This is a genomic window from Microbacterium sp. zg.Y909 (genome assembly GCF_024626565.1).
Map to the genome: position 1 here is coordinate 1 of NZ_JANJFJ010000049.1, position 18,545 is coordinate 18,545.

The window sequence follows — 18,545 nt, forward strand, 5'->3', positions numbered from 1 at the left end:
GGGACGGTGCTCGTGATCCTCTTCGGGATGCTGGCAATCGCGGCATCCGTCAACGTGTTGGTGCCGCTGGTGCTCATGGTGGTGGCGGGGATCGTGCTGGCCTTCGGAATGGGGTTGGTTTTCCACCGGCCGTTGACGGATGCCGGTGCGGAGCTGCGTGACCACCTGGCGGGCCTGAAGATCTTCATCGACTGGGCGGAGGCGGACCGCATCCGCATGCTGCAGTCGCCGCAGGGTGCCGAGCGGCGCCCCGTCGACGTCGGCGACCCACGGCAGATGATCCACCTGTACGAGACGCTGCTGCCCTATGCCGTCGTCTTCGGGCAGGAGAAGAAGTGGGCTGATGAGCTGATGGTCTACTACGGAGACGCCGGGGTGACCCCCTCGTGGTACTACGGCTCCGCGGCGTTCAACGCCGCCGCGTTCTCGTCGAGCATCGCCTCGCTGTCGAGCGCCGCGATGTCGTCGTCGTCGACGTCGGGCGGCTCGTCCGGCGGTGGCTCCGCAGGCGGGGGCGGCGGAGGCGGCGGAGGCGGCGGCGTCTGACGCACCCTGCCCCCGGCGGTCAGCTGCTGCGGCGCATCGCGCGGATGCCGACGGCGAGCCCGACCGCCGCAAGCGCCAAGGCGGCGACCCAACCCCAGAAAACCGGGCCGCTGCCGACATCCCCGGCGAACAGTGCGCGCTCGGCCTGCACGACCCAGTTGATCGGATTCACGGTGGCGACCGCCCGCATCCATCCCGGCGCGGCGTCGAGGGGCAGCAGCATGCCCGACAGGATCAGCAACGGGAAGATCAGCGTCTGCTGCACGCCCCAGAAGAGCCACGCCCTGTCGCGGGTCGCGAGGGCCAGCGCATACGACAGCGACCCCAGCCCGACGCCGAACACCGCGAGCAGAGCAAGGCCGACCGCGACCCCGATCGGGTGGATCGAGAAGCCGAACGGCCACGCGATCAGCACGATGAGCAGGGCCTGCACGAGGATCGGCACGACCTCCTTGAGAGCGCGGCCGACCAGCAGCGACGAGCGCACCAGCGGCGCCACCAGCGTGCGTTCGTGCGAGCCGGTCATCATCTCGTACTGCAGGTTCGAGCCCGTCGCGCCGGTGCCGAAGAGGACGATCATCACGAGCACCCCAGGCACGAACCACTGCAGGGTCTCGGATGCCGGCGCGCCGGAGGTGCCGATCAGCAGCGGCGCGAACAGCCCGAGGAAGACCAGTGGCTGCACGAGGCTGAAGATGAGCGTGAACGGGTCGCGCACCACCGGGCGGAGCTCCCGGGTGAGCACGTGCCACGTGTCGCGCGCGGCGTGAGGGCGCACGGCGGTGTCAGGTCGGGCGGTGGTGGCGGTCATCGTGCGGCTCCTGTCGGCTGGGCGGCGGTGGCCGCCTGCGGTGTCTCGGTCTCGGTCTCGCCGGTTGCCGCGCCCTCTCCCGCGTCGCGCAGGGTGCGTCCGGTCAGCGCGAGGAAGACGTCGTCGAGGGTGGGTGGCACGCCCGTGGCGCGGGTGACGGCGATGCCCGCTTCGTCCAGCGCGCGGATCGCCGCCGGCAGCAGCCGGTCGCCGTCGGGCACGGTGAGGGTGAGGGATGCCGCGTCCTGACGCTGCACGTCGCGGTCAGTGAGGCGTCCGACCACCGGCAGCGCGGCATCCGCGTCTGCAGGCCCCTCGAAGCCGAGGGTGAGCAGATCGCCGGCCAGTTCGGCCTTCATGCGGGCGGCGGTGTCGTCGGCGATCACGCGTCCGCTGTCCATGACCATGACCCGCTCGGCGTACCGGTCGGCCTCCTCCAGATAGTGCGTCGTGAGGAACACCGTCGTGCCGTGCGTGGTGCGCAGGTCGAGGATGTGCTGCCAGAGGTTCGCCCGGCTCTGCGGGTCGAGCCCCGTGGAGGGTTCGTCGAGGAACAGCAGGGGCGGCGCGTGCATGAGCCCGAGCGCGATGTCGAGGCGCCGCTTCTGGCCGCCCGAGAGCTGCTGGACAGACTGCGACGCGAAGGGTGCGAGGTCGAGCGACTCGATGAGCTCGTCGGCGCGCGTGACCGAGGCGGTGCGCGAGAGCCCGTAGAACGCGCCCTGGCTGAGCAGCTCGTCGCGCACCCGCTGTGCGAAGCTGCCGCTGGTGAGCTGTCCGACGTAGCCGATGCGGGCGCGCACACCGGCGGGGTCTCGCAGGATGTCGCGCCCGACGACGCGCGCGGTGCCTTCAGTCGGGGCGAGCAGCGTCGTCAGCATGCGCAGGCTCGTGGACTTTCCGGCACCGTTGGGGCCGAGAAAGGCGACCAGTTCGCCGGCGGCGACCTGGAACGTGAGGTCGGTGACCGCCGCGACGGTCTTCTTCTTGACGGTGAAGCGCTTGGTGAGTCCCCGCGCTTCGAGGATGGGTTCGTTCGACATGCGCCGACCGTACGCGCCGTTGCGGACACATCCTGTCCGCATTGTCGGGCAGACTTTGAGACATGTCCGACACCACCTCTCGTGCGCTGGAGCTGCTGAACCTGCTGCAGACGCACCGGCACTGGCCGGGGTCCGAGCTCGCCCAGCGCCTCGGCGTGACCGAGCGGACAGTGCGCCGCGATGTCGAGCGGCTGCGGGAGCTCGGCTACCGCATCGAGTCCTCGCCGGGCGCGGCCGGCGGCTATCGGCTCGAGGCGGGGAGTGCGGTGCCGCCGCTGCTGCTCAACGACGATGAGGCCGTCGCGATGGCGATCGGCCTGCGCATCGCGGCGACGCAGCGCCTGATCGGTGGCGCCGACACGGCGCTGACGGCGCTGGCCAAGCTCGAGCAGGTGCTCCCTGCGGCGTTGCGCCGACGGGTCATGGCGCTCGCCGACACCGTGCATCCCGTCCGCATCGGCGGGGGAGAGGCGGCTTCCACCGCGGTCCTCGGCGAGCTGGCGCTCGCGTGCCGGGATTGCGAACGGGTGCGCTTCACCTACACGTCGGCGGCGGGCGAGACGACCCACCGCCGGGTCGAGCCGCACTACCTGGCTCCCGCCGACCGGCACTGGTACCTGCTGTGCTGGGATATCGAGCGCGACGACTGGCGGACATTCCGTGTGGACCGGCTCTCGGACGTCGAGCACACGCGCGTGCTCTTCGAGCCGCGCCCGCTCACCCCGGAGGAGGTCGACGAGTTCATCACGGTCGCCCGGTCGTGGGTGCGTCAGCCGGTGGAGACGGACGTGGTGATGGAGCTGCCGATCGACACCATGCGCGCGTCGTTCGGACAGTGGGGTCAGGGGGCGACGGCGGAGGATGTCGACCGCACGCGGTGGCCCGTCGGCGGCGCGGACTGGCGCGAGACGATGTACGGGATGTCGTGGATACCCGCCGGCGTGCCGTTCACGACGGATCTCGCCGAGCCCCACCGTGCCGAGATGCGTGAGGCGCTGGTGCGGATTCTGGGCGCCCTCGATGCGCCGCCTCCACCGCCGCGCGTCTGACTGGTCTCGCCGGAGTCGGGCGGCGCCGCGATCGCCACGCGACTGCGCGCCGGGTCGAGCGGTCGGCGTCGTGACGCGGGCAAGGGAAAGGCCACTGTCTAGAACGGAGGCGGTGCGCCGCTGCGGGTCGCGGCGCTGAACTCGAGAACGCGCTGCGGGATGTCGGAATACACGCGACCGGTGGGGCTGGTCCACACCAGCATCCCGTCGGGCCGCTGTTCGACCGACCACGCGGTGTGGTGTTTGAGCGTGTGATGCCGTTTGCACAGATGGGCGAGGTTGCACGGCCGGGTGGGTCCGCCGCGGGCGAAGTCGATCGTGTGGTCGATGTCGCACACCCACACCGCCGCTCGGCAGCCGGGGAATCGGCAGTGCTCATCGCGTCCGCGCAGCAATCGGCGCTGGGCGCGGGATGGCCGGTAGCGGTCGGCATCCTCCACGTTCCCGGTCGCGGCGTCGACGAACAGGCGATCCCACGACGTGGCGGTGGACGCGTAATGGCGGGCGGAGGCTGCATCGATGGGGCCGTGCCCCTGGAGGCTGGCCGGCACCTCGCGCCCCGCAAGGGTCGCGGACGGCACGGTCAGCTGGATGCGCGCCGCAATCGCGTCGGTTTCACAGATCGTGTCGTCGGATGCCGCCGCGCTGGCATGGCCAGTGAGAAGCAGGTCGGTGAAGACGTCGGCGCGGCGTTGGTCCACCGTGCGGGTGTCTGCCGGAGCTGAGTCGTGGCCGCCGGCCGGGTCGCCGCTGTTCGCCTGGTCGAGGAGCGTGCGCGCGTACCGGGTGACGCGGTCCCGGATGCCGTGCGCGAGGGGCGCCGGCAACAGCGCGACCACTTCTGCCATGCCGTCATCGAGGTCCCGTACCCAGACGCGGCGGCCGGCCGCCGCGGTCGCGTGCCGGTCTGCCGACGGTACGGGGTCGATTCGATGGGCGAGCATCGTGATGATCGGCTTCGCGCGCGCCGCGGTCTCTCGCTCCGCGACGGCCAGGGCTGCCTGCTCGAAGATCGCCCGTGCCTCCGGATCGGTGAGCCGCGATCCCGCCTCGCCGATCACCCGCAGGTGCGCGATGTCGATCCGGCCCTCCCGCAACGATTGCACCGTGCTCGGGAACTGCGCGAGCATGGAGGTCGCCTCGTGGATGCGGTTCTGCATGCCGCGGTCGGATCGCCGCAGCGCGGCACCGATCTCAGCGGCGATGGATCGCAACGGCATTTCCCGCTCGCGCTGCGCGCCGATCGGGATGCGGGCGGTCTGTTCTGCCGCGATCGCGCCGGCTCGACCGAGTAGCGCCAACTGCCGGGCCTGCAGCGCGGCGATCTGCCGGTCGGTATCGAGCATCTCCGCCACGACGCCGGATGTCGCGAGCGCGGCATCCGAGAAGGTGGCGGGGGAGCTGTTCATGCGCCTATTCTCGCGCCCCCCTCCGACATTGGCCGGGCTTAAACCCCAGGTCTCCCAGGCATTGTGGACAACTCCTGAATGGAGTCGCCTGTGGAGAGCCCGGAGGCGCTGGGCGACCTGCGGGCCGGGCTCGAGCGGGCAAGAGTAAGGGCCGGTCGGAGAGGCTTCCGGCCGGCCCTTGTCCCTGCACCAAGAGTGTCCTGCAATCACATGCCGGTAGCTGCCACAGCAAAACAACTACCGTGCGAGCACTCTATAACGGATAGATAACGGCGCACAAGAGTTCGTCGTTACCTTTTTGTGATCACTTCCGCAGCCCCGGTAGCTGTCCGATGACAAGCCATCTGTGGTTCCTGCGATTGATTCTGTGGTCGTGACAACCGACCTGTAGTTTTCGCCAGCCGATCTGCAGTACATACGTGCGGAAGGGGTTAGCGTGAGCGGGTGACGAGCCTGGACGAGGGCGCAGCCGAAATCGGAGAGATCGCCGCGCTGTTCGCCGAGGCGATCGTGTCGAACGACGCCGACCGCATCGCCTCCTGCCTGCACCCCGAATGGAGGCTGATCGACGGTGGCGGCGTCACCACGAGGCAGGTGTTCCTCGACCTGGTGCGCTCAGGTGCGCTCACCCATTCCGTCATGCGCGCTACAGGTCCCGTGGACGTCCGGTTGCACGACGGCGTCGCGATCGTCCTTGCTCGGGTAGTCAACACGGCGCACTTCGGCGGGGCTTCCTTCCACGCGGACGAATGGACCACGGACGTATTCGTCCGCGATGGCACTCGCTGGGTGTGCGCGCACAGCCACGTCACGCCCGCCACCGGGACCGAGTAGGCCGCGGAGACGCGGGCTACATGTGTCTTCGCGACTGAGCACCGAGGTTCCGCGGAAGCCGGCCACGACATCGATGGCAGAAACTACAGATTCACTGTCATCGGACCGGGCAGCGGACCTCACGCCCGAGCCGAACGTAGCGGCGAGAAGACGGCAATGAGGGCGGCGACGGCGAACACACCGGCGACAACCCAGATCGACTGGGTCACCCCGATGGCTGAGGCGAGCACCCCGCCCAGCACCGCTCCGACCGCTCCTGCGGTGCGGTTGACCGATCGCCCGGTGGCGTTGATGCGGCCAAGCAGCCCGTCAGGCACGGCTCGCTGGCGGTAGCTCATCTCGTTCGCGTTCTCGACGCCGCCCGCAAGACCTCCGGCTGCCAGCGCGGCGAACAGCAGAACGATCCCGCCCGGCCCGCCAACCAGAGGGACGAGGCCGACAGCGATCCACGCCAGGGGATAGATCAGTCGGGCGCCCGTGATCGTCGCGCCCTCTCCGAAGCGGATGCCGAGCCGTTCGGCGAATGACGCCCCGATGAGCGTCGCGGCGCCGACGGTCGAGAGGAGGAGACCGAAGAGCGCTGCGTCGAGCTCGAGGGTGCGCAGGGCGAACAGGGACAGAACCGTCAGCGAGGCTGCGTTCGCGACGAACCACACGTGGGTGGAAATCGAGAGCGGCAGCAAGACAGGATGCCGATAGGTTGCAGACAGGCCCTCGCGCATGTCTCGGAACACGCGCCCCCGTATGCGAGAGGGCTTCTCCTCGACCCGGATGCTTGCGACGAGGACGGCGTCGACGACGTACGTCACCGCGTCGATCAGCAAGGCCAGGGGCGCTCCGAGCCACCGCACGAGCAGGCCGGCGAGCGTCGGACCGAGCGTCTGCGCGGCAGCCTCGCCCTGATCGAGTTGCGCGTTGGCGCGCAGCAGACGGTCTCGGGCAACCAGGCGAGGCGGCAGTGATTGCGACGCCGCGAAGCCGAACACGGAGAAGGTGCCGAAGAGCAGCAGCAGCGCCACGAGGGTCGAGATCGAAAGCCACCCGAGCGCCCACAAGAGGGGGATCATGGCCAAGGCGAGTGCGCGTCCAAGGCTGGCCACCACCAAGGTGCGACGTCGACGCCACCTGTCGACGTAGACGCCCGCGATCAGTCCGAAGAGCGCATAGGGAACGAACTGCGCCGCATTGACGATGCCGACCTCGATGGGGTCGGCGTGGAGCCCTTGGACGACGAGCACGGGCAAGGCCACGGCGGTGGCTGTGGACCCGAACGCGCTGAGGGTGTTGGCGGCCCACAATCGCCGGAACCCCCTGCTTGCTCGCCCTCGCTCGTCTGACATCGCCCCCAGTATCGCGCCTGTCGCGCCATGCAATGGGACGCCATGAGTTCGCACGACAGCTCGCTGGCCCGGCCCCTCTTTCGAGCCCTAGAGGCACAGGATGAGCGGACTGGTTCGGCTGGCTTGCTGCGGATTCGAGGCCGAAACTTGACTCTGACACTGTGGAAGGCGGGAGAACTGAGACATGTTATCCATCGGAGCCTTCGCGCAGATCGGCCAGGTGACCCATCGGATGCTGCGGCATTGGGACACCGCCGGTCTGCTCGAACCCGCTCACGTGGATGAGTCCAGCGGCTACCGCTCTTACGACCCCTCACAACTCGCGCGTCTGCACCGAATCGTCGCGCTGCGCCAACTCGGCTTCGGTCTTGACGACATCTCGTCGATCCTGGACCGCGGAGTCGATGCGGAACGCATCGCGGCTCTGTTGCGAATTCGTCGAGCTGAGGTGGAGCAGGAACGCCGCATCGCTGCCGGCCGACTCATCGACGTGGAACGGCGCCTCCGACTCATCGAGAAAGAGAACCACATGTCCCATATCGAGATCATCGAAAAGTCCCTGCCCGCTGTGCGCCTCGCGGCCCGCCGTGCGGTCGTCGCAGATCAAACCGAGGTAGCGAGTGCCGTGGGCCCCGCCTTCGATGCCGTCGCCGAGATCATCGGTGATGAGTGCGGAGCGCTGGCTGAGCCGATCGCGCAGTACGACACGGTCGAAGACGGCATGCAGATCATCGCCGGCTACGGATACGACGGCCCCGCGCGCGATGGCTTCGAGATCGTCGAGTTGCCCGCTGCTGAAGCTGCCGTCTGCGGCATCCATCTCGGCTCGATGGACCGCATCGCCGAGAGCTGGCATGCGATCCACGCGGAAATCCTCGCTCGCGGGCTCGTTCAGTCCGGGCCGTGTCGGGAACTTTACGTCCGGGCGGAATCGGAGAACCAAGCCGATTGGGTGACCGAGCTGCAGCAGCCTGTTCGTCGCGGCTGAGGCGCATGAGCCTAGACGTGCTTCAGATCACCACTCACGCGGTCAGGAAGGCGGCAGGGGAGTGATCTCGAGATCAACGGATCCGAACTGGCTGATGACGATGACGGTCACCCGCCCCGGGTCGGTCGCGCAACAGGATGCCGGTTACGCTCGACCGATGACCGAATTCAGTGGGCGACGTATCGCGGGAGTGCCGTGGTGAACGCACGATTCGAAGAGCTGGATTGGCAGCGGACGCCCCTCGGCGAGGTGACCCTCCGGCGTCGTTTCGATCCCGTGCTGAACGAGGACGTGTACGAGGCGATCCTGAACGACGAGCACCTGATGTCGACGCACTTCACGGTCGCCGAGATCGAGCTCGCGCATCTCGGCCTCGACCCGGTCCGGGGCGACGACCTGGATGTGCTCGTCGGCGGGCTCGGCCTCGGGTACACCGCGCAGGCCGTACTCACGCACGACCGCGTGCGCTCGCTCACCGTCGTCGAGGCGATCGATGCCGTCGTCGACTGGCACCGCCGGGCGCTCCTGCCGATCTCGCGCGAGCTCACCGCGGACCCGCGGCTCAGAATGGAACTCGCCGACTTCTTCGCTCTCATGCGATCCGACGAGGTCCCCCGTCGTTACGACGCGATCCTCGTCGACATCGATCACTCGCCGGTGCACCACCTCAATCCGGCCCACGCCGATTTCTACACGCCCGATGGCATCCATCGGATGCGTCGACACCTCGCGCCGGGCGGCGTGTTCGCGCTGTGGTCCGACGATCCCCCGGACCCGGCGTTCATCACCGTCCTCGAGAGCGCGTTCGAGAACGTGCGGGGCGAGGTGGTCTCGTTCGACAACGCCCTGACCGGCGGCCGGTCGGCGAACTCCATCTACGTCGCGAGCTGAGCCGTTTCCCCGGCCCGCGCGGGGCGTCCTGCCCCGAGCGATCGTTTCGCGGTGCGCCCTCAGCGCAGCGGGGTCCAACTTCGACATAGCGGTCCAACGAGTCTTGTGTCTCGGACAGCATTCTTTCGACCAAGGGCGGGACTTCTTCGAGGCGCTGCGGGCGATGGCGGGTGACTAGACGGCGACTGGCGGAGCGAGGCGCAAATGCATTGTGCACAACTCAATTGCGTGCAATGCTTCACCCATGACTGATGCGCAGCACGCGGGGGAGCGGGCGATCGACGGGATGCTGTGCTTCTCGCTGTATGCGGCGAGCCGTGCGACTACCCAGGTGTACCGCCGGCTGCTGAAGCCCTGGGGTCTGACGTACCCGCAGTACCTCGTGCTGCTCGAGCTGTGGGAGCGCGAGCCGCTCACGGTGAGCGACCTGGGCCGCGACCTGGCCTTGGATTCGGGCACGCTGTCGCCCCTGCTCTCGCGCCTCGAAAAGCTGGGGCACGTCGCCCGCACCCGATCGAGCGAGGATGCCCGAGTCGTCACGATCGGCCTCACCGAATCCGGCCGCGCACTGCGCACCGAACTCGCACACGTGCCGGGCGAGGTCTTTCGCTGCATGTCGGTCTCGCCCGCGACTGCGCAGGCCCTGGTCGTGAATCTTCGCGCCTACACCGACGCGGTGGAGGCCTCGAACACCGCGGCATCCGCCTGACGCCCGCCGCACATTCTCATCCGACCCTGAAACGCCACATCGAAGAAAGGTTCATCATGGAAACGATCTACACCGCCGAGGCCCTCGCCACCGGAGACGGCCGCAACGGCCACGTGGCCACCGCCGACGGCATGCTCGATGTCGACGTCCGCGTGCCGAAGGAGATGGGCGGGCCGGGAGGTGCGCTCAACCCCGAACTGCTGTTCGCCGCGGGCTACGCGGCGTGCTTCCACAGCGCCCTGCTGAGCGTCGCCCGCCACGAGAAGGTCGCGCTGCACGACACGAGCGTCGGTGCGCGCGTGGGCATCGGCTCGAACGGCGAAGGCGGCTTCGGCCTGGCCGTCGAGCTCGAGGTCGTCATCCCCGACCTGCCCGCGGACCAGGCGCAGGCGCTGGCGGATGCCGCGCATCTGGTCTGCCCGTACTCCAACGCGACGCGCGGCAACATCGAGGTCATCGTGCGAGTCGTCGAGGACTGAGCCGGCGCTCGCGTCATGATCGCGGGGGCGCACCAGGTTCACCCCCGCGATCCGAACAGAAGGCGCCATAGCATCGTTGCGTGCTGACCTCCGTCGACCAGCTCCCGCGGTGCCCTCGCCGCATCCTGATCGCGGGCGTCGCGGGTGTCGGCAAGACCACACTCGCGCGCCGGATCGCCGATATCGCCGAGGTGACGCACACCGAGATCGACTCGCTCTTCCACGGGCCGAATTGGATGCCGCGGGCCGAGTTCCTCGACGATGTGCGGGACCTCGTGGCTCAGGACTCCTGGGTGACGGAGTGGCAGTATCGCACCGTCCGCCCGTTGCTGGCAGCCCGCGCCGACCTGCTGGTGTGGCTCGATCTGCCGTTCTGGACGACGGCCTTCCCGCGAGTGGTTCGTCGCACCGCCCGCCGCAGACTGAGCCGCGAGGAGCTCTGGAACGGCAACATCGAGCCGCCGTTCCGGCAGATCTTGACCGACCCTGAGCACATCGTGCGTTGGTCGATCTCGACGCGACACAAGTACCGCGACAGTGTTCCCCAGGTCGCCGCCGACTTTCCCGGCCTCACGGTCGTGCGGTTGGGCTCGCAACGCGAGGTCGAGCGCTGGATGCAGGGTCCCCTCGCGCATGCTGTTGATCGACGAGGGGCGCCGGGCGCGACGTAAGGCGCCGCGCCGTCACGCTGCAGTTCGCGTGGGTCGGTATCGCAGGGCGACCGACCCTGACCGGAAATCATGCCGGTCGATGAGCTCGAGCCGCACGCTCTCGCGCAGACCGGCGAGCAGCGTCGGCCCGTGCCCGGCGATGACCGGCTGCACGAGGAACTCGTACTCGTCGATCAGCCCCAGATCCGCCAGCGCCAGAGGCAGCGTCACGCCGCCCACCCACAGTCCCCGGCCGGGCTTCGCCTTGAGCTGCTGGACGGTTTCCGCCAGGTCGCCTCGCACCAGCTCGGCATTCCAGTCGACTCCGCTCAGGGTGCTCGACACGACGTACTTCTTCGCCCGGTCGATGCTCTCGGCGAAGGCGACGTCCGCCGAGCCCATCCAGTCGGGCCACGTGCCGGTGGCCGGCTTGCGCCACGCGGACTCCATCATCTCGTAGGTGATCCGGCCGAAGAGCAGAGCGTCGGCCCGCTCCATCTCCGCGGTCCAGTAGCGCATCGACTCCTCGTCCGGCGCGATCCCCGCCTCGTGATCGCAGCAAGCGTCGATCGTGATGTTGATCGAGTATCGAAGGGGTCTCATCTCGTCGCTCTCCCTTGATGCGCGCGGCAGGTCCGCCTGACGGCGGCCAGACTAGTACCGGCGCGTCCTCTGGCGTAGAGGGCTGCCGTGCCGCTCGTCGGTCATCCGATCCGCCGAGCCCGATGCTCCGTGAAAGGCCAACCGGCAACCCGTGTACTCCCTCCTCCTCACGATCATCTACGTCGCGTTCGTCAGCCTGGGATTGCCCGACTCCCTCGTGGGCGCCGGCTGGCCGGTCATGCACCAGGACCTCGGCGTCCCCCTCGCCTTCGCCGGCATCATCACGATGGTGATCGCGGGCGGCACGATCCTGTCGAGCCTCGCCTCGGAGCGCCTCACGCGCCGATTCGGTGCGGGCGTGGTCACCGCCGTGAGCGTGGGGATGACGGCTGCCGCCCTCGTGGGCTTCTCGTTCTCCGGCTCTTTCTGGATGCTGTGCCTCTGGGCCATCCCCTACGGGCTGGGAGCCGGCGCGGTCGACGCGGCGCTCAACAACTACGTCGCGCTGCACTACGCGGCGCGGCACATGAACTGGCTGCACAGCTTCTGGGGTGTGGGGGCATCGATCAGCCCGTTCATCATGAGCTACGCCCTCACCTCGGGTATGGGCTGGTCGAGCGCCTACCTCATCGTCGGCGTGATCCAGGCGGCGCTCACCTTCGTGCTGCTGGTGAGCCTCCCGCTGTGGGGCAAGGTCAACCCGGTGGCCCCGGCTCACCACGGTGCCGAACCCGACGACGAGGGTTCGGATGCCGCCGAGGCATCAGGGCGGGGGAGCACCCACGTGCCGCTCGGCCAGGCGCTGCGCATCCCCGGGGTCGCGCTGATCCTCACGGCGTTCTTCGCCTACTGCGCGCTGGAGACCACGGCGATGCTGTGGGCGTCGACCTGGCTCGTCACCGACCGCGCCGTGGAGCCGGCGACCGCTGCGGCGTTCGCCGCGCTCTTCCTCCTCGGCGTCACCGCAGGACGCTTCCTCGCGGGCTTCTTCGCCGACAGGATCGGCGACCGGTCTCTCATCCGCGGCGGGTTCGTCACGATCGGCCTCGGCGTGGTGCTGCTCGCGCTGCCGCTCGAGACCGACGTGCTCGCCCTCGCCGGTCTCGTGCTCACCGGACTCGGCGCCGCGCCGATCTATCCCGCGATCATCCACTCCACGCCCGTGAACTTCGGCCGGCGCAATTCGCAGGCCATCATCGGCATCCAGATGGCGGCGGCCTACACCGGCTCGACGTTCGCGCCCCCGCTGTTCGGTGTGCTCTCGGCGTGGATCGGGATGTGGCTGTTCCCGCTCTTCCTCGGCATCCTCGTCATCCTGGGCCTCGTGATGTCGGAGCGCCTCAACCGGCTTGTCGCCCGGCGCGAGCCGGTCGGGCGGTGACCCGCGCCGCCGTCACCCGATCTCGCCGCCGGCGACCGTCTCGGCCAGCGCGTGCACGCGGGGGAGGTGGTGGGCGCCGTAGAAGTCCGCGGACGTCAGGCGTGCGGCATCCGTCTCGGACGGGGTCTCGCGCGCCAACACGGCGGTTGCGGCGAGGGCGTGCATCCAGCCGCCCGCGAGCGTGCCCAGCAGCATCAGGTACGGCACGCTGACGGCGTAGGCGTCGCGCGGCGATGAGGCGAAGCCGAGCAGGTCGGCGGTCGCGCGCCGGGATGCCGCGAGTGCCCGTTCCAGCCGCGCGGCGGTGCGCTCCGCGACGGGGTGGTCGAACGCGCGCAAGCCTGCCACGGTCTCGTCGATCCGCTCGAACAGCTCCGACACGGTGGCGCCGCCGTCGCGCAGCACCTTGCGGCCGACGAGGTCGTTCGACTGGATCGCCGTCGTGCCCTCGTAGATCGTGGTGATGCGCACATCGCGGTAGTGCTGGGCGGCGCCGGTCTCTTCGATAAAGCCCATGCCGCCCTGCACCTGGATGGCATCGCTCGTGACGGTGATGGCATCCTCTGTGGTCCATCCCTTGAGGATGGGCACGAAGAACTCCGCCAGCTTCACCACGGCGTCGTCGGTGTCGGCCCGGTCGAGCAGGTCGCCGACGTACACGCCGAGGGCGCGCATCGCGAAGATCTTGCTCGACATCGACAGCAGCAGGCGGCGGACATCGGGGTGCTCCGCGATCGGCGTGCCGGCAGGGCGCTCCAGCACCCGGCCCTGCAGGCGGTCCGCCGCGTAGGCCGCGGCCTGCTGATAGGCGCGATCGGCGATGCCCGTCGCCTGGAACCCCATGCCCGCGCGAGCGGAGTTCATCATGACGAACATCCCCGCGAGGCCGCCGCCGACCTCGCCGACGAGGTAGCCGGTGGCGTCCTCGTAGGCCAGCACGCAGGTGGGGCTGCCGTGGATGCCGAGCTTGTGCTCGATCGCGACGGTGGTGATGGCGTTGCGCCCGCCGAGCGACCCGTCGTCGTTCACGAGCACCTTGGGCGCGACGAACAGCGAGAGCCCCTTCGCACCGTCCGGGGCACCGGGGGTGCGAGCCAGCACCAGGTGCACGATGTTCTCGGCGATGTCGTGGTCGCCCCACGTGATGAAGATCTTCTGGCCGCGGATCGCCCAGCTGCCGTCTTCCCGTGGCGTCGCGGTCGTGCGGATCGCGCCGAGGTCCGTGCCGGCATCCGGCTCGGTGAGGTTCATCGTGCCGGTCCACTCGCCCGAGACGAGCTTGGACAGGTACGTTTCGCGGATGCGGTCGGATGCCGCGGCATCCAGCGCATGGATCTGACCGGAAGTGAGCAGCCAGCAGAGCGCGAAGGCCGCGTTCGAGGCGTTCCAGATCTCGCCGAGTCCCGCGCGTACGGCGCCGGGCAGACCGTCGCCTCCGGCGGAGACGGGAGCCTCGGCGGTGACCCAGCCCGCTTCGACGAATGCGCGGTACGCCGCGCCGAAACCGGCGGGCAGGCGCACCTGACCGTCTTCGAGGCGTGCGCCGACGCGGTCGCCCGGCACTTCGAGCGGCGCGATGACGGAGGCGGCGAACTCGCCCGCGCCCGCGATGATGTCCGTCGCGTCCTCGGCGGTGAGCTCTCCGCCGGTGGCGCGCGCGACGAGGTCCTGACCGAAGGCGTCGGTGAAGAGGAACGCGTAGTCCTCGACGGGCGGCGTGTATGCGGACGCGTCAGCCATGACGGACTCCTGTGCTCGAGTAAGTGGTACTGAGGGTCAGTCTACGCGGCACTGGGTTTCACGGGGCGCCGCCGTCACGGCCCGCCCATCCAGTGCTCGATCCGGTGCGTGTCGGGTGCGAATCCATGGCGCACGCCGTAGAGCACGGCCTGGGTGCGGCTCGTCGCGCCGATCTTTCGGTACACGGAGCGGATGTAGGACTTCACCGTGTTCGGACTGAGGTAGGTGAGGCGCGCGACTTCGGCGTTGCTCTTGCCCTAGGTGATGAGGGCGAGGATCTCGGACTCGCGATCTGTGATGCCCTCCAGGCGTCCCGGCCAGTCGAGACCTGGCGCGCTGGGAGCCCGCCGACCCTGGTCGCTGATCACCAGCTCACCCGAGTGGACCGCCTCGATCGCTGCGACCAGCTGGGCAGCCGTCAATGTCTTCGAGAGGTAGCCGTGCACGCCTTGCCGGCGCGCTGACTCGATGAGCTCGGGATGGAAGTTCCAGGTGTAGACGACCACGCGTCGGGCCTGCGGGTTCTTGATGAGCTCGGCGATCTCGTGGTGGTCGGACTCGGGCTGGGCGAAAGAGTCGTACAGGACGATGTCCACGGCATCGCTCACACCCCTGTTCGCGTCGATCTCTGCGATCAGAACACGGTCGCGGTAGTCATCGAAGAGATGCGCCAGTCCCTTGAGCACCACGTCGTAGTCGTCGACGAGGGCGACGGTGATGGGCCGCGAGTTCGGGGGCGATGCCATGCTCCAGCTTTTCACCCCCAGGGGTGTGCCGCCACACCCCGAGGGGTGGTCGGATGAGGGTGTTGTCGCGGACTGCGGCATCCCGAGCACCGAACGGTGCCCGACCGAAACGCCCCACGGCGTTCAAGAAGAGGAGCAATCATGCTCGGTCTCATCATCAGCATCATCGTCATCGGCCTGATCGCCGGATTCATCGCCCGCGCAGTCGTCCCGGGCAAGCAGGACATGAGCCTGCTCATGACCATCGTCCTCGGAATCGTCGGCTCGTTCGTCGGCGGTTTCCTCGGCTTCCTGCTCTTCGGACAGGACGCAGCAGACGGCTTCTTCCAGCCCGCCGGAATCATCGGCTCCATCATCGGTGCGATCATCGCGCTGCTCGTCTACGGGCTGGTCAAGGGACGCAGCACCACTTCGCGCCGCCGCTGACCTGACGGTCGGCGCGCACGAGCCGCGCCGCAGCAGCGTCGAAGCGCCCCGCGTCCGTGCAGACGCGGGGCGCTTCAGGTCGTTCCTAGGATGATCGTGCAGCGACGGAGGGAGGGCGGCATGGCGGGACGCGTTCGCGTGGGAATCTCGGGGTGGCGTTACCCGAGCTGGCGGGGGGATTTCTACCCGAAGGGGCTAGCCCAGGCCCGTGAGCTGCAGTACGTCGGCGAGCAGATGTCGACGCTCGAGCTCAACGGGTCCTTCTACTCGCTGCAGCGCCCGACGAGCTATCAGCGGTGGCGTCAGGCCGTGCCCGACGACTTCGTCTTCGCGGTGAAGGGCTCCCGCTACATCACCCACATGCTGCGGCTGCGGAACATCGACGTGGCGCTGGCGAACTTCTTCGCCTCCGGCGTGCTGGCGCTGGGGGAGCAGCTCGGTCCCGTCCTCTGGCAGTTGCCGGAGCGCGAGCAGTTCGACCCCGAGACGCTCGAGCAGTTCCTCACCGCCCTCCCGCGCACGACCGGCGCGGCGCTCGAACTCGCGCGCCACCACGACAAGCGGCTCGACGGGCGGGACTGGCTCGAGATCGAGCACGACGCGCCCCTCCGTTACGCGTTCGAGCCGCGGTCGGAGACCTTCGAGGATGCCGCTGTCGCCCCGATCCTGCGCGACCACGACGTCGCGCTGGTCGTGGCCGACACGGCGGGCCGCTTCCCCGATTTCGGCGAGATCACGGCATCCTTCGTCTACGTCCGCCTGCACGGCGCGGAGGACCTCTACACCAGCGGATACACCGACCCGCAGCTGGATGCCTGGGCGGCGCGCATCGCCGGCTGGACCAGCGGCGAGGCGACCCCAGACGGTGAACCCCGGGACGTGTACGTCTACTTCGACAACGATGCCCGTGGCCACGCTCCGCACGACGCGGTCGGCCTGGCCCGCCGTGTGGGCGACGCGGCGGCGCGGTAGCGCGCCGCCGCGGCATCCGCCGTTCCCGGTGCAGGAGATCTCACCGCAACAGGACGTTTCTGCCGGATCCGTCCTGTTCCGGGGAGTCCACCTGTTCCGGGGAGCCGCCCGCGCGCCCGGCAACGGCCCCCGCCGACCCCGCCGCACTCACCCCTGCAGGCCCGCCCCGACAGAGACCGCCGAGGCGTCAGCGCGACAGCGCCGACAGTGACAGCGGTCGCACGAGCACCTGGCGGCGATCGCGCACCCAGCGCACCCGATCGCGGCGGTACTGGGCGTGCGTGGCGAACCGGTAGCGGTACGACACCACGCGCACCCACGTCGGTCGCTCGCTGCCGAACGGCGCACGCCGCAGCATCTTGAGCGTCGCGGCATCCGCTTCGAGCAGTCGCACCAGCAGCACCGTGAACCAGTCCTCGAGCGACCTGCCGAGAGGGAGGAACCACATCAGCCAGTCCAGCCGCAGGTGATAGGGCGCGTACTGGCGGGGGATGCGCCGCACGTTGCCGGGCTTGCCCTTGAACTCGTACTCGTGCCAGGTGGCCTCGCCCGGATCGGCATCCATCGTCGCTTCGATGACGTACTCGACGCGCGTCTTGGTCACGGTGCCGAATGCCCCGTACGCATTGGCGAGCTGCCATCGGTTGAAGCTCGCGTTCATCAGCTGCCGGTGGGCGAAGAGGTTCCGCAGCGCCGGCCAGCTGATCACGACGTAGAGCACGCCCACGGCGCACGTGACCACCAGCCAGTACAGGGGCAGCCCGTCGATGATCCAGGGCGGGTCGGATGCCACGTCCGCGCCCCAGCCCGGCAGGGACACCGCCGAGAACCCCAGCACGATCGTCGCCCAGTTGAGCCATGCGAAGTTGCCGGTGAGGACGAGCCACAGCTGCGTCGCGATGACGACGGCGCCGGCGACCGTGCCGATGACGGCCGGCACCGGACCCGGAATCCACAGTCCCAGGAGCGGAGCGAAGAGGAACCACGGCACCACCAGCTGTGAGAAGTGGTTCCCCACCACCTCGAGCTTGTGGAACCACCGGGGGAGCAGGTGCGCCTGCCGGCTGAGCGGCCCCGGCATCGGCTGCGTCTCGTGGTGGTACATCAGGGCAGTGAGGTCGCGCCACTCCCGCCCGCCGCGGATCTTGATCATGCCGGCACCGAACTCCAGCCGGAACAGCAACCACCAGAAGAGCACGATCACCACCGTCGGCGGGGGCTGGTCGTTCGAGCCGAGGAACGCCGCGAGGAACCCGGCCTCGAGCAGCAGCATCTCCCACCCGAACCCGTAGAACGTCTGGCCGATGCTCACCACCGACATATAGCCGAGCCACAGCAGCAGGAAGCACGCCATCGGCACCCAGGGAGGTGCGAGCTGGGGGATTCCGGCCACGAGCGCGGCGCTCACGATCAGGCCCGCGACGCACAGGGCGGCGAGGCGGCGGTCGGTGTAGGGCACGCGCCGGAAGAGCGTCGGTCCCACCATGCGGGCGCGCCGGGGCGAGGCGGCCACCCAGCGCAGCAGGTCGGGCGCCGGCAGCAGCCCTCGCTCGCCGAGCAGCACGCGGAACTGGTTGAGCGACGACAGGAAGGCGACGAAGTACATGGCGGCGATGCCCCGTTGCAGCACCTGCCGGGCGAGTTCGAAATCCACCGCCGCGAAACCCTGCATGACCCGACGCTACGACCGGGTGGATCGCGGTCGGAAGGGGTTGCGGGGCGGGCGGGCCCGCGTGAGGATAGCGCGCCGTCGCCGAAGAGGGAACCGCAGGAAACCGGCGCGCCGCATGCGGCACCATCGCAGGGCGGGGCGCAGCGGCATCCCGCACCCGCACGAGGAGAGGAGTCACCATGGACAACCGTGACGAGGAGAAGGTGCAGGGCGGCAGCACGAGCACCGAAGAGACCGACACGCTCTCCGGCGGCGA

Annotated in this window: 20 protein-coding genes; 11 read left to right on the forward strand and 9 right to left on the reverse strand. The window is 69.1% G+C overall.

All coding sequences use genetic code 11. The annotated features are described in order from the left end of the window. A partial coding sequence (locus tag NQ160_RS06005) for a DUF2207 domain-containing protein (RefSeq protein ID WP_257514321.1) occupies positions 1-546 on the forward strand: 546 nt, incomplete at its 5' end. 19 nt (positions 547-565) lie between these two features. On the opposite strand, the gene NQ160_RS06010 is transcribed toward NQ160_RS06005, so the two are convergent. Beyond that, entirely contained in the window at positions 566-1,357 is a 792-nt protein-coding gene (locus NQ160_RS06010; RefSeq protein WP_257514322.1) for an ABC transporter permease, read from the reverse strand. After that, the gene (locus NQ160_RS06015; protein WP_257514324.1) at positions 1,354-2,400 is read right to left on the reverse strand and encodes an ATP-binding cassette domain-containing protein; all 1,047 of its coding nucleotides are present in this window, start codon (positions 2,398-2,400) and stop codon (positions 1,354-1,356) included. The genes NQ160_RS06010 and NQ160_RS06015 overlap by 4 nt, the downstream gene beginning before the upstream one ends. Positions 2,401-2,462: 62 nt before the next feature. Here NQ160_RS06015 and NQ160_RS06020 point away from each other — a divergent pair, with 62 nt between their 5' ends. Continuing rightward, entirely contained in the window at positions 2,463-3,449 is a 987-nt protein-coding gene (locus NQ160_RS06020; protein WP_257514325.1) for a helix-turn-helix transcriptional regulator, read from the forward strand. 98 nt (positions 3,450-3,547) lie between these two features. Here NQ160_RS06020 and NQ160_RS06025 read toward each other — a convergent pair whose 3' ends face one another. Continuing rightward, entirely contained in the window at positions 3,548-4,858 is a 1,311-nt protein-coding gene (locus NQ160_RS06025; RefSeq protein ID WP_257514326.1) for an HNH endonuclease signature motif containing protein, read from the reverse strand. Positions 4,859-5,302: 444 nt separating this feature from the next. Here NQ160_RS06025 and NQ160_RS06030 point away from each other — a divergent pair, with 444 nt between their 5' ends. Continuing rightward, positions 5,303-5,692: a nuclear transport factor 2 family protein gene (locus NQ160_RS06030; protein WP_257514327.1), complete on the forward strand. Its 390-nt coding sequence runs from the start codon at positions 5,303-5,305 to the stop codon at positions 5,690-5,692. Between the two features lie 119 nt (positions 5,693-5,811). Here NQ160_RS06030 and NQ160_RS06035 read toward each other — a convergent pair whose 3' ends face one another. Next, positions 5,812-7,032, reverse strand: coding sequence for an MFS transporter (locus NQ160_RS06035; protein ID WP_257514328.1), 1,221 nt, complete (start codon positions 7,030-7,032; stop codon positions 5,812-5,814). Between the two features lie 184 nt (positions 7,033-7,216). On the opposite strand from NQ160_RS06035, the gene NQ160_RS06040 reads away from it, so the two are divergent. From NQ160_RS06040 to NQ160_RS06060, 5 genes are all read left to right on the forward strand, one after another. Continuing rightward, entirely contained in the window at positions 7,217-8,020 is an 804-nt protein-coding gene (locus NQ160_RS06040; protein ID WP_257514329.1) for a MerR family transcriptional regulator, read from the forward strand. Positions 8,021-8,215: 195 nt separating this feature from the next. Further along, positions 8,216-8,911, forward strand: coding sequence for a spermidine synthase (locus NQ160_RS06045; RefSeq protein WP_257514330.1), 696 nt, complete (start codon positions 8,216-8,218; stop codon positions 8,909-8,911). Positions 8,912-9,155: 244 nt separating this feature from the next. After that, complete coding sequence (locus NQ160_RS06050; RefSeq protein ID WP_257514331.1) at positions 9,156-9,620, forward strand: MarR family winged helix-turn-helix transcriptional regulator; 465 nt, start codon at positions 9,156-9,158, stop codon at positions 9,618-9,620. Between the two features lie 56 nt (positions 9,621-9,676). Then, positions 9,677-10,099: an organic hydroperoxide resistance protein gene (locus NQ160_RS06055; RefSeq protein WP_257514332.1), complete on the forward strand. Its 423-nt coding sequence runs from the start codon at positions 9,677-9,679 to the stop codon at positions 10,097-10,099. Between the two features lie 80 nt (positions 10,100-10,179). Then, positions 10,180-10,770 carry an AAA family ATPase gene (locus tag NQ160_RS06060; RefSeq protein WP_257514333.1) on the forward strand — a complete coding sequence of 197 codons (591 nt, stop codon included), beginning with the start codon at positions 10,180-10,182 and terminating at the stop codon, positions 10,768-10,770. Between the two features lie 12 nt (positions 10,771-10,782). Here NQ160_RS06060 and NQ160_RS06065 read toward each other — a convergent pair whose 3' ends face one another. Continuing rightward, complete coding sequence (locus NQ160_RS06065) at positions 10,783-11,352, reverse strand: dihydrofolate reductase family protein (protein ID WP_257514334.1); 570 nt, start codon at positions 11,350-11,352, stop codon at positions 10,783-10,785. Between the two features lie 151 nt (positions 11,353-11,503). On the opposite strand from NQ160_RS06065, the gene NQ160_RS06070 reads away from it, so the two are divergent. Further along, positions 11,504-12,733 carry an MFS transporter gene (locus NQ160_RS06070; protein WP_257514335.1) on the forward strand — a complete coding sequence of 410 codons (1,230 nt, stop codon included), beginning with the start codon at positions 11,504-11,506 and terminating at the stop codon, positions 12,731-12,733. A gap of 12 nt (positions 12,734-12,745) precedes the next feature. Here NQ160_RS06070 and NQ160_RS06075 read toward each other — a convergent pair whose 3' ends face one another. The 3 genes from NQ160_RS06075 to NQ160_RS06085 form a co-directional block, all read right to left on the reverse strand. Further along, on the reverse strand, positions 12,746-14,473 hold the full coding sequence (locus tag NQ160_RS06075) for an acyl-CoA dehydrogenase (protein WP_257514336.1): 1,728 nt from the start codon (positions 14,471-14,473) through the stop codon (positions 12,746-12,748). 74 nt (positions 14,474-14,547) lie between these two features. Beyond that, a complete protein-coding gene (locus NQ160_RS06080) occupies positions 14,548-14,679 on the reverse strand; it encodes a hypothetical protein (RefSeq protein ID WP_257514337.1) in 132 nt (43 codons plus the stop codon). A gap of 51 nt (positions 14,680-14,730) precedes the next feature. After that, entirely contained in the window at positions 14,731-15,219 is a 489-nt protein-coding gene (locus NQ160_RS06085) for a DNA-binding response regulator (protein WP_257514338.1), read from the reverse strand. 141 nt (positions 15,220-15,360) lie between these two features. Between NQ160_RS06085 and NQ160_RS06090 the strand changes: the two genes are divergently transcribed. Then, a complete protein-coding gene (locus tag NQ160_RS06090) occupies positions 15,361-15,645 on the forward strand; it encodes a GlsB/YeaQ/YmgE family stress response membrane protein (RefSeq protein WP_257514339.1) in 285 nt (94 codons plus the stop codon). Positions 15,646-15,765: 120 nt separating this feature from the next. After that, positions 15,766-16,617, forward strand: a complete 852-nt coding sequence (locus NQ160_RS06095; RefSeq protein ID WP_257514340.1) for a DUF72 domain-containing protein — start codon at positions 15,766-15,768, stop codon at positions 16,615-16,617. Positions 16,618-16,804: 187 nt separating this feature from the next. Here the strand turns inward: NQ160_RS06095 and NQ160_RS06100 are convergent, their stop codons facing one another. After that, on the reverse strand, positions 16,805-18,289 hold the full coding sequence (locus tag NQ160_RS06100; RefSeq protein WP_257514341.1) for a lipase maturation factor family protein: 1,485 nt from the start codon (positions 18,287-18,289) through the stop codon (positions 16,805-16,807). Positions 18,290-18,545 lie beyond the last annotated feature (256 nt).

Excerpts from the sequence above, each read along its gene's own strand:
- NQ160_RS06010 (WP_257514322.1), bottom strand. The coding sequence starts at position 1,357 with ATGACCGCCACCACCGCCCGACCTGACACCGCCGTGCGCCCTCACGCC.
- NQ160_RS06015 (WP_257514324.1), bottom strand. The coding sequence starts at position 2,400 with ATGTCGAACGAACCCATCCTCGAAGCGCGGGGACTCACCAAGCGCTTC.
- NQ160_RS06020 (WP_257514325.1), top strand. The coding sequence starts at position 2,463 with ATGTCCGACACCACCTCTCGTGCGCTGGAGCTGCTGAACCTGCTGCAG.
- NQ160_RS06025 (WP_257514326.1), bottom strand. The coding sequence starts at position 4,858 with ATGAACAGCTCCCCCGCCACCTTCTCGGATGCCGCGCTCGCGACATCC.
- NQ160_RS06035 (WP_257514328.1), bottom strand. The coding sequence starts at position 7,032 with ATGTCAGACGAGCGAGGGCGAGCAAGCAGGGGGTTCCGGCGATTGTGG.
- NQ160_RS06040 (WP_257514329.1), top strand. The coding sequence starts at position 7,217 with ATGTTATCCATCGGAGCCTTCGCGCAGATCGGCCAGGTGACCCATCGG.
- NQ160_RS06050 (WP_257514331.1), top strand. The coding sequence starts at position 9,156 with ATGACTGATGCGCAGCACGCGGGGGAGCGGGCGATCGACGGGATGCTG.
- NQ160_RS06055 (WP_257514332.1), top strand. The coding sequence starts at position 9,677 with ATGGAAACGATCTACACCGCCGAGGCCCTCGCCACCGGAGACGGCCGC.
- NQ160_RS06065 (WP_257514334.1), bottom strand. The coding sequence starts at position 11,352 with ATGAGACCCCTTCGATACTCGATCAACATCACGATCGACGCTTGCTGC.
- NQ160_RS06075 (WP_257514336.1), bottom strand. The coding sequence starts at position 14,473 with ATGGCTGACGCGTCCGCATACACGCCGCCCGTCGAGGACTACGCGTTC.
- NQ160_RS06085 (WP_257514338.1), bottom strand. The coding sequence starts at position 15,219 with ATGGCATCGCCCCCGAACTCGCGGCCCATCACCGTCGCCCTCGTCGAC.
- NQ160_RS06090 (WP_257514339.1), top strand. The coding sequence starts at position 15,361 with ATGCTCGGTCTCATCATCAGCATCATCGTCATCGGCCTGATCGCCGGA.
- NQ160_RS06095 (WP_257514340.1), top strand. The coding sequence starts at position 15,766 with ATGGCGGGACGCGTTCGCGTGGGAATCTCGGGGTGGCGTTACCCGAGC.
- NQ160_RS06100 (WP_257514341.1), bottom strand. The coding sequence starts at position 18,289 with ATGCAGGGTTTCGCGGCGGTGGATTTCGAACTCGCCCGGCAGGTGCTG.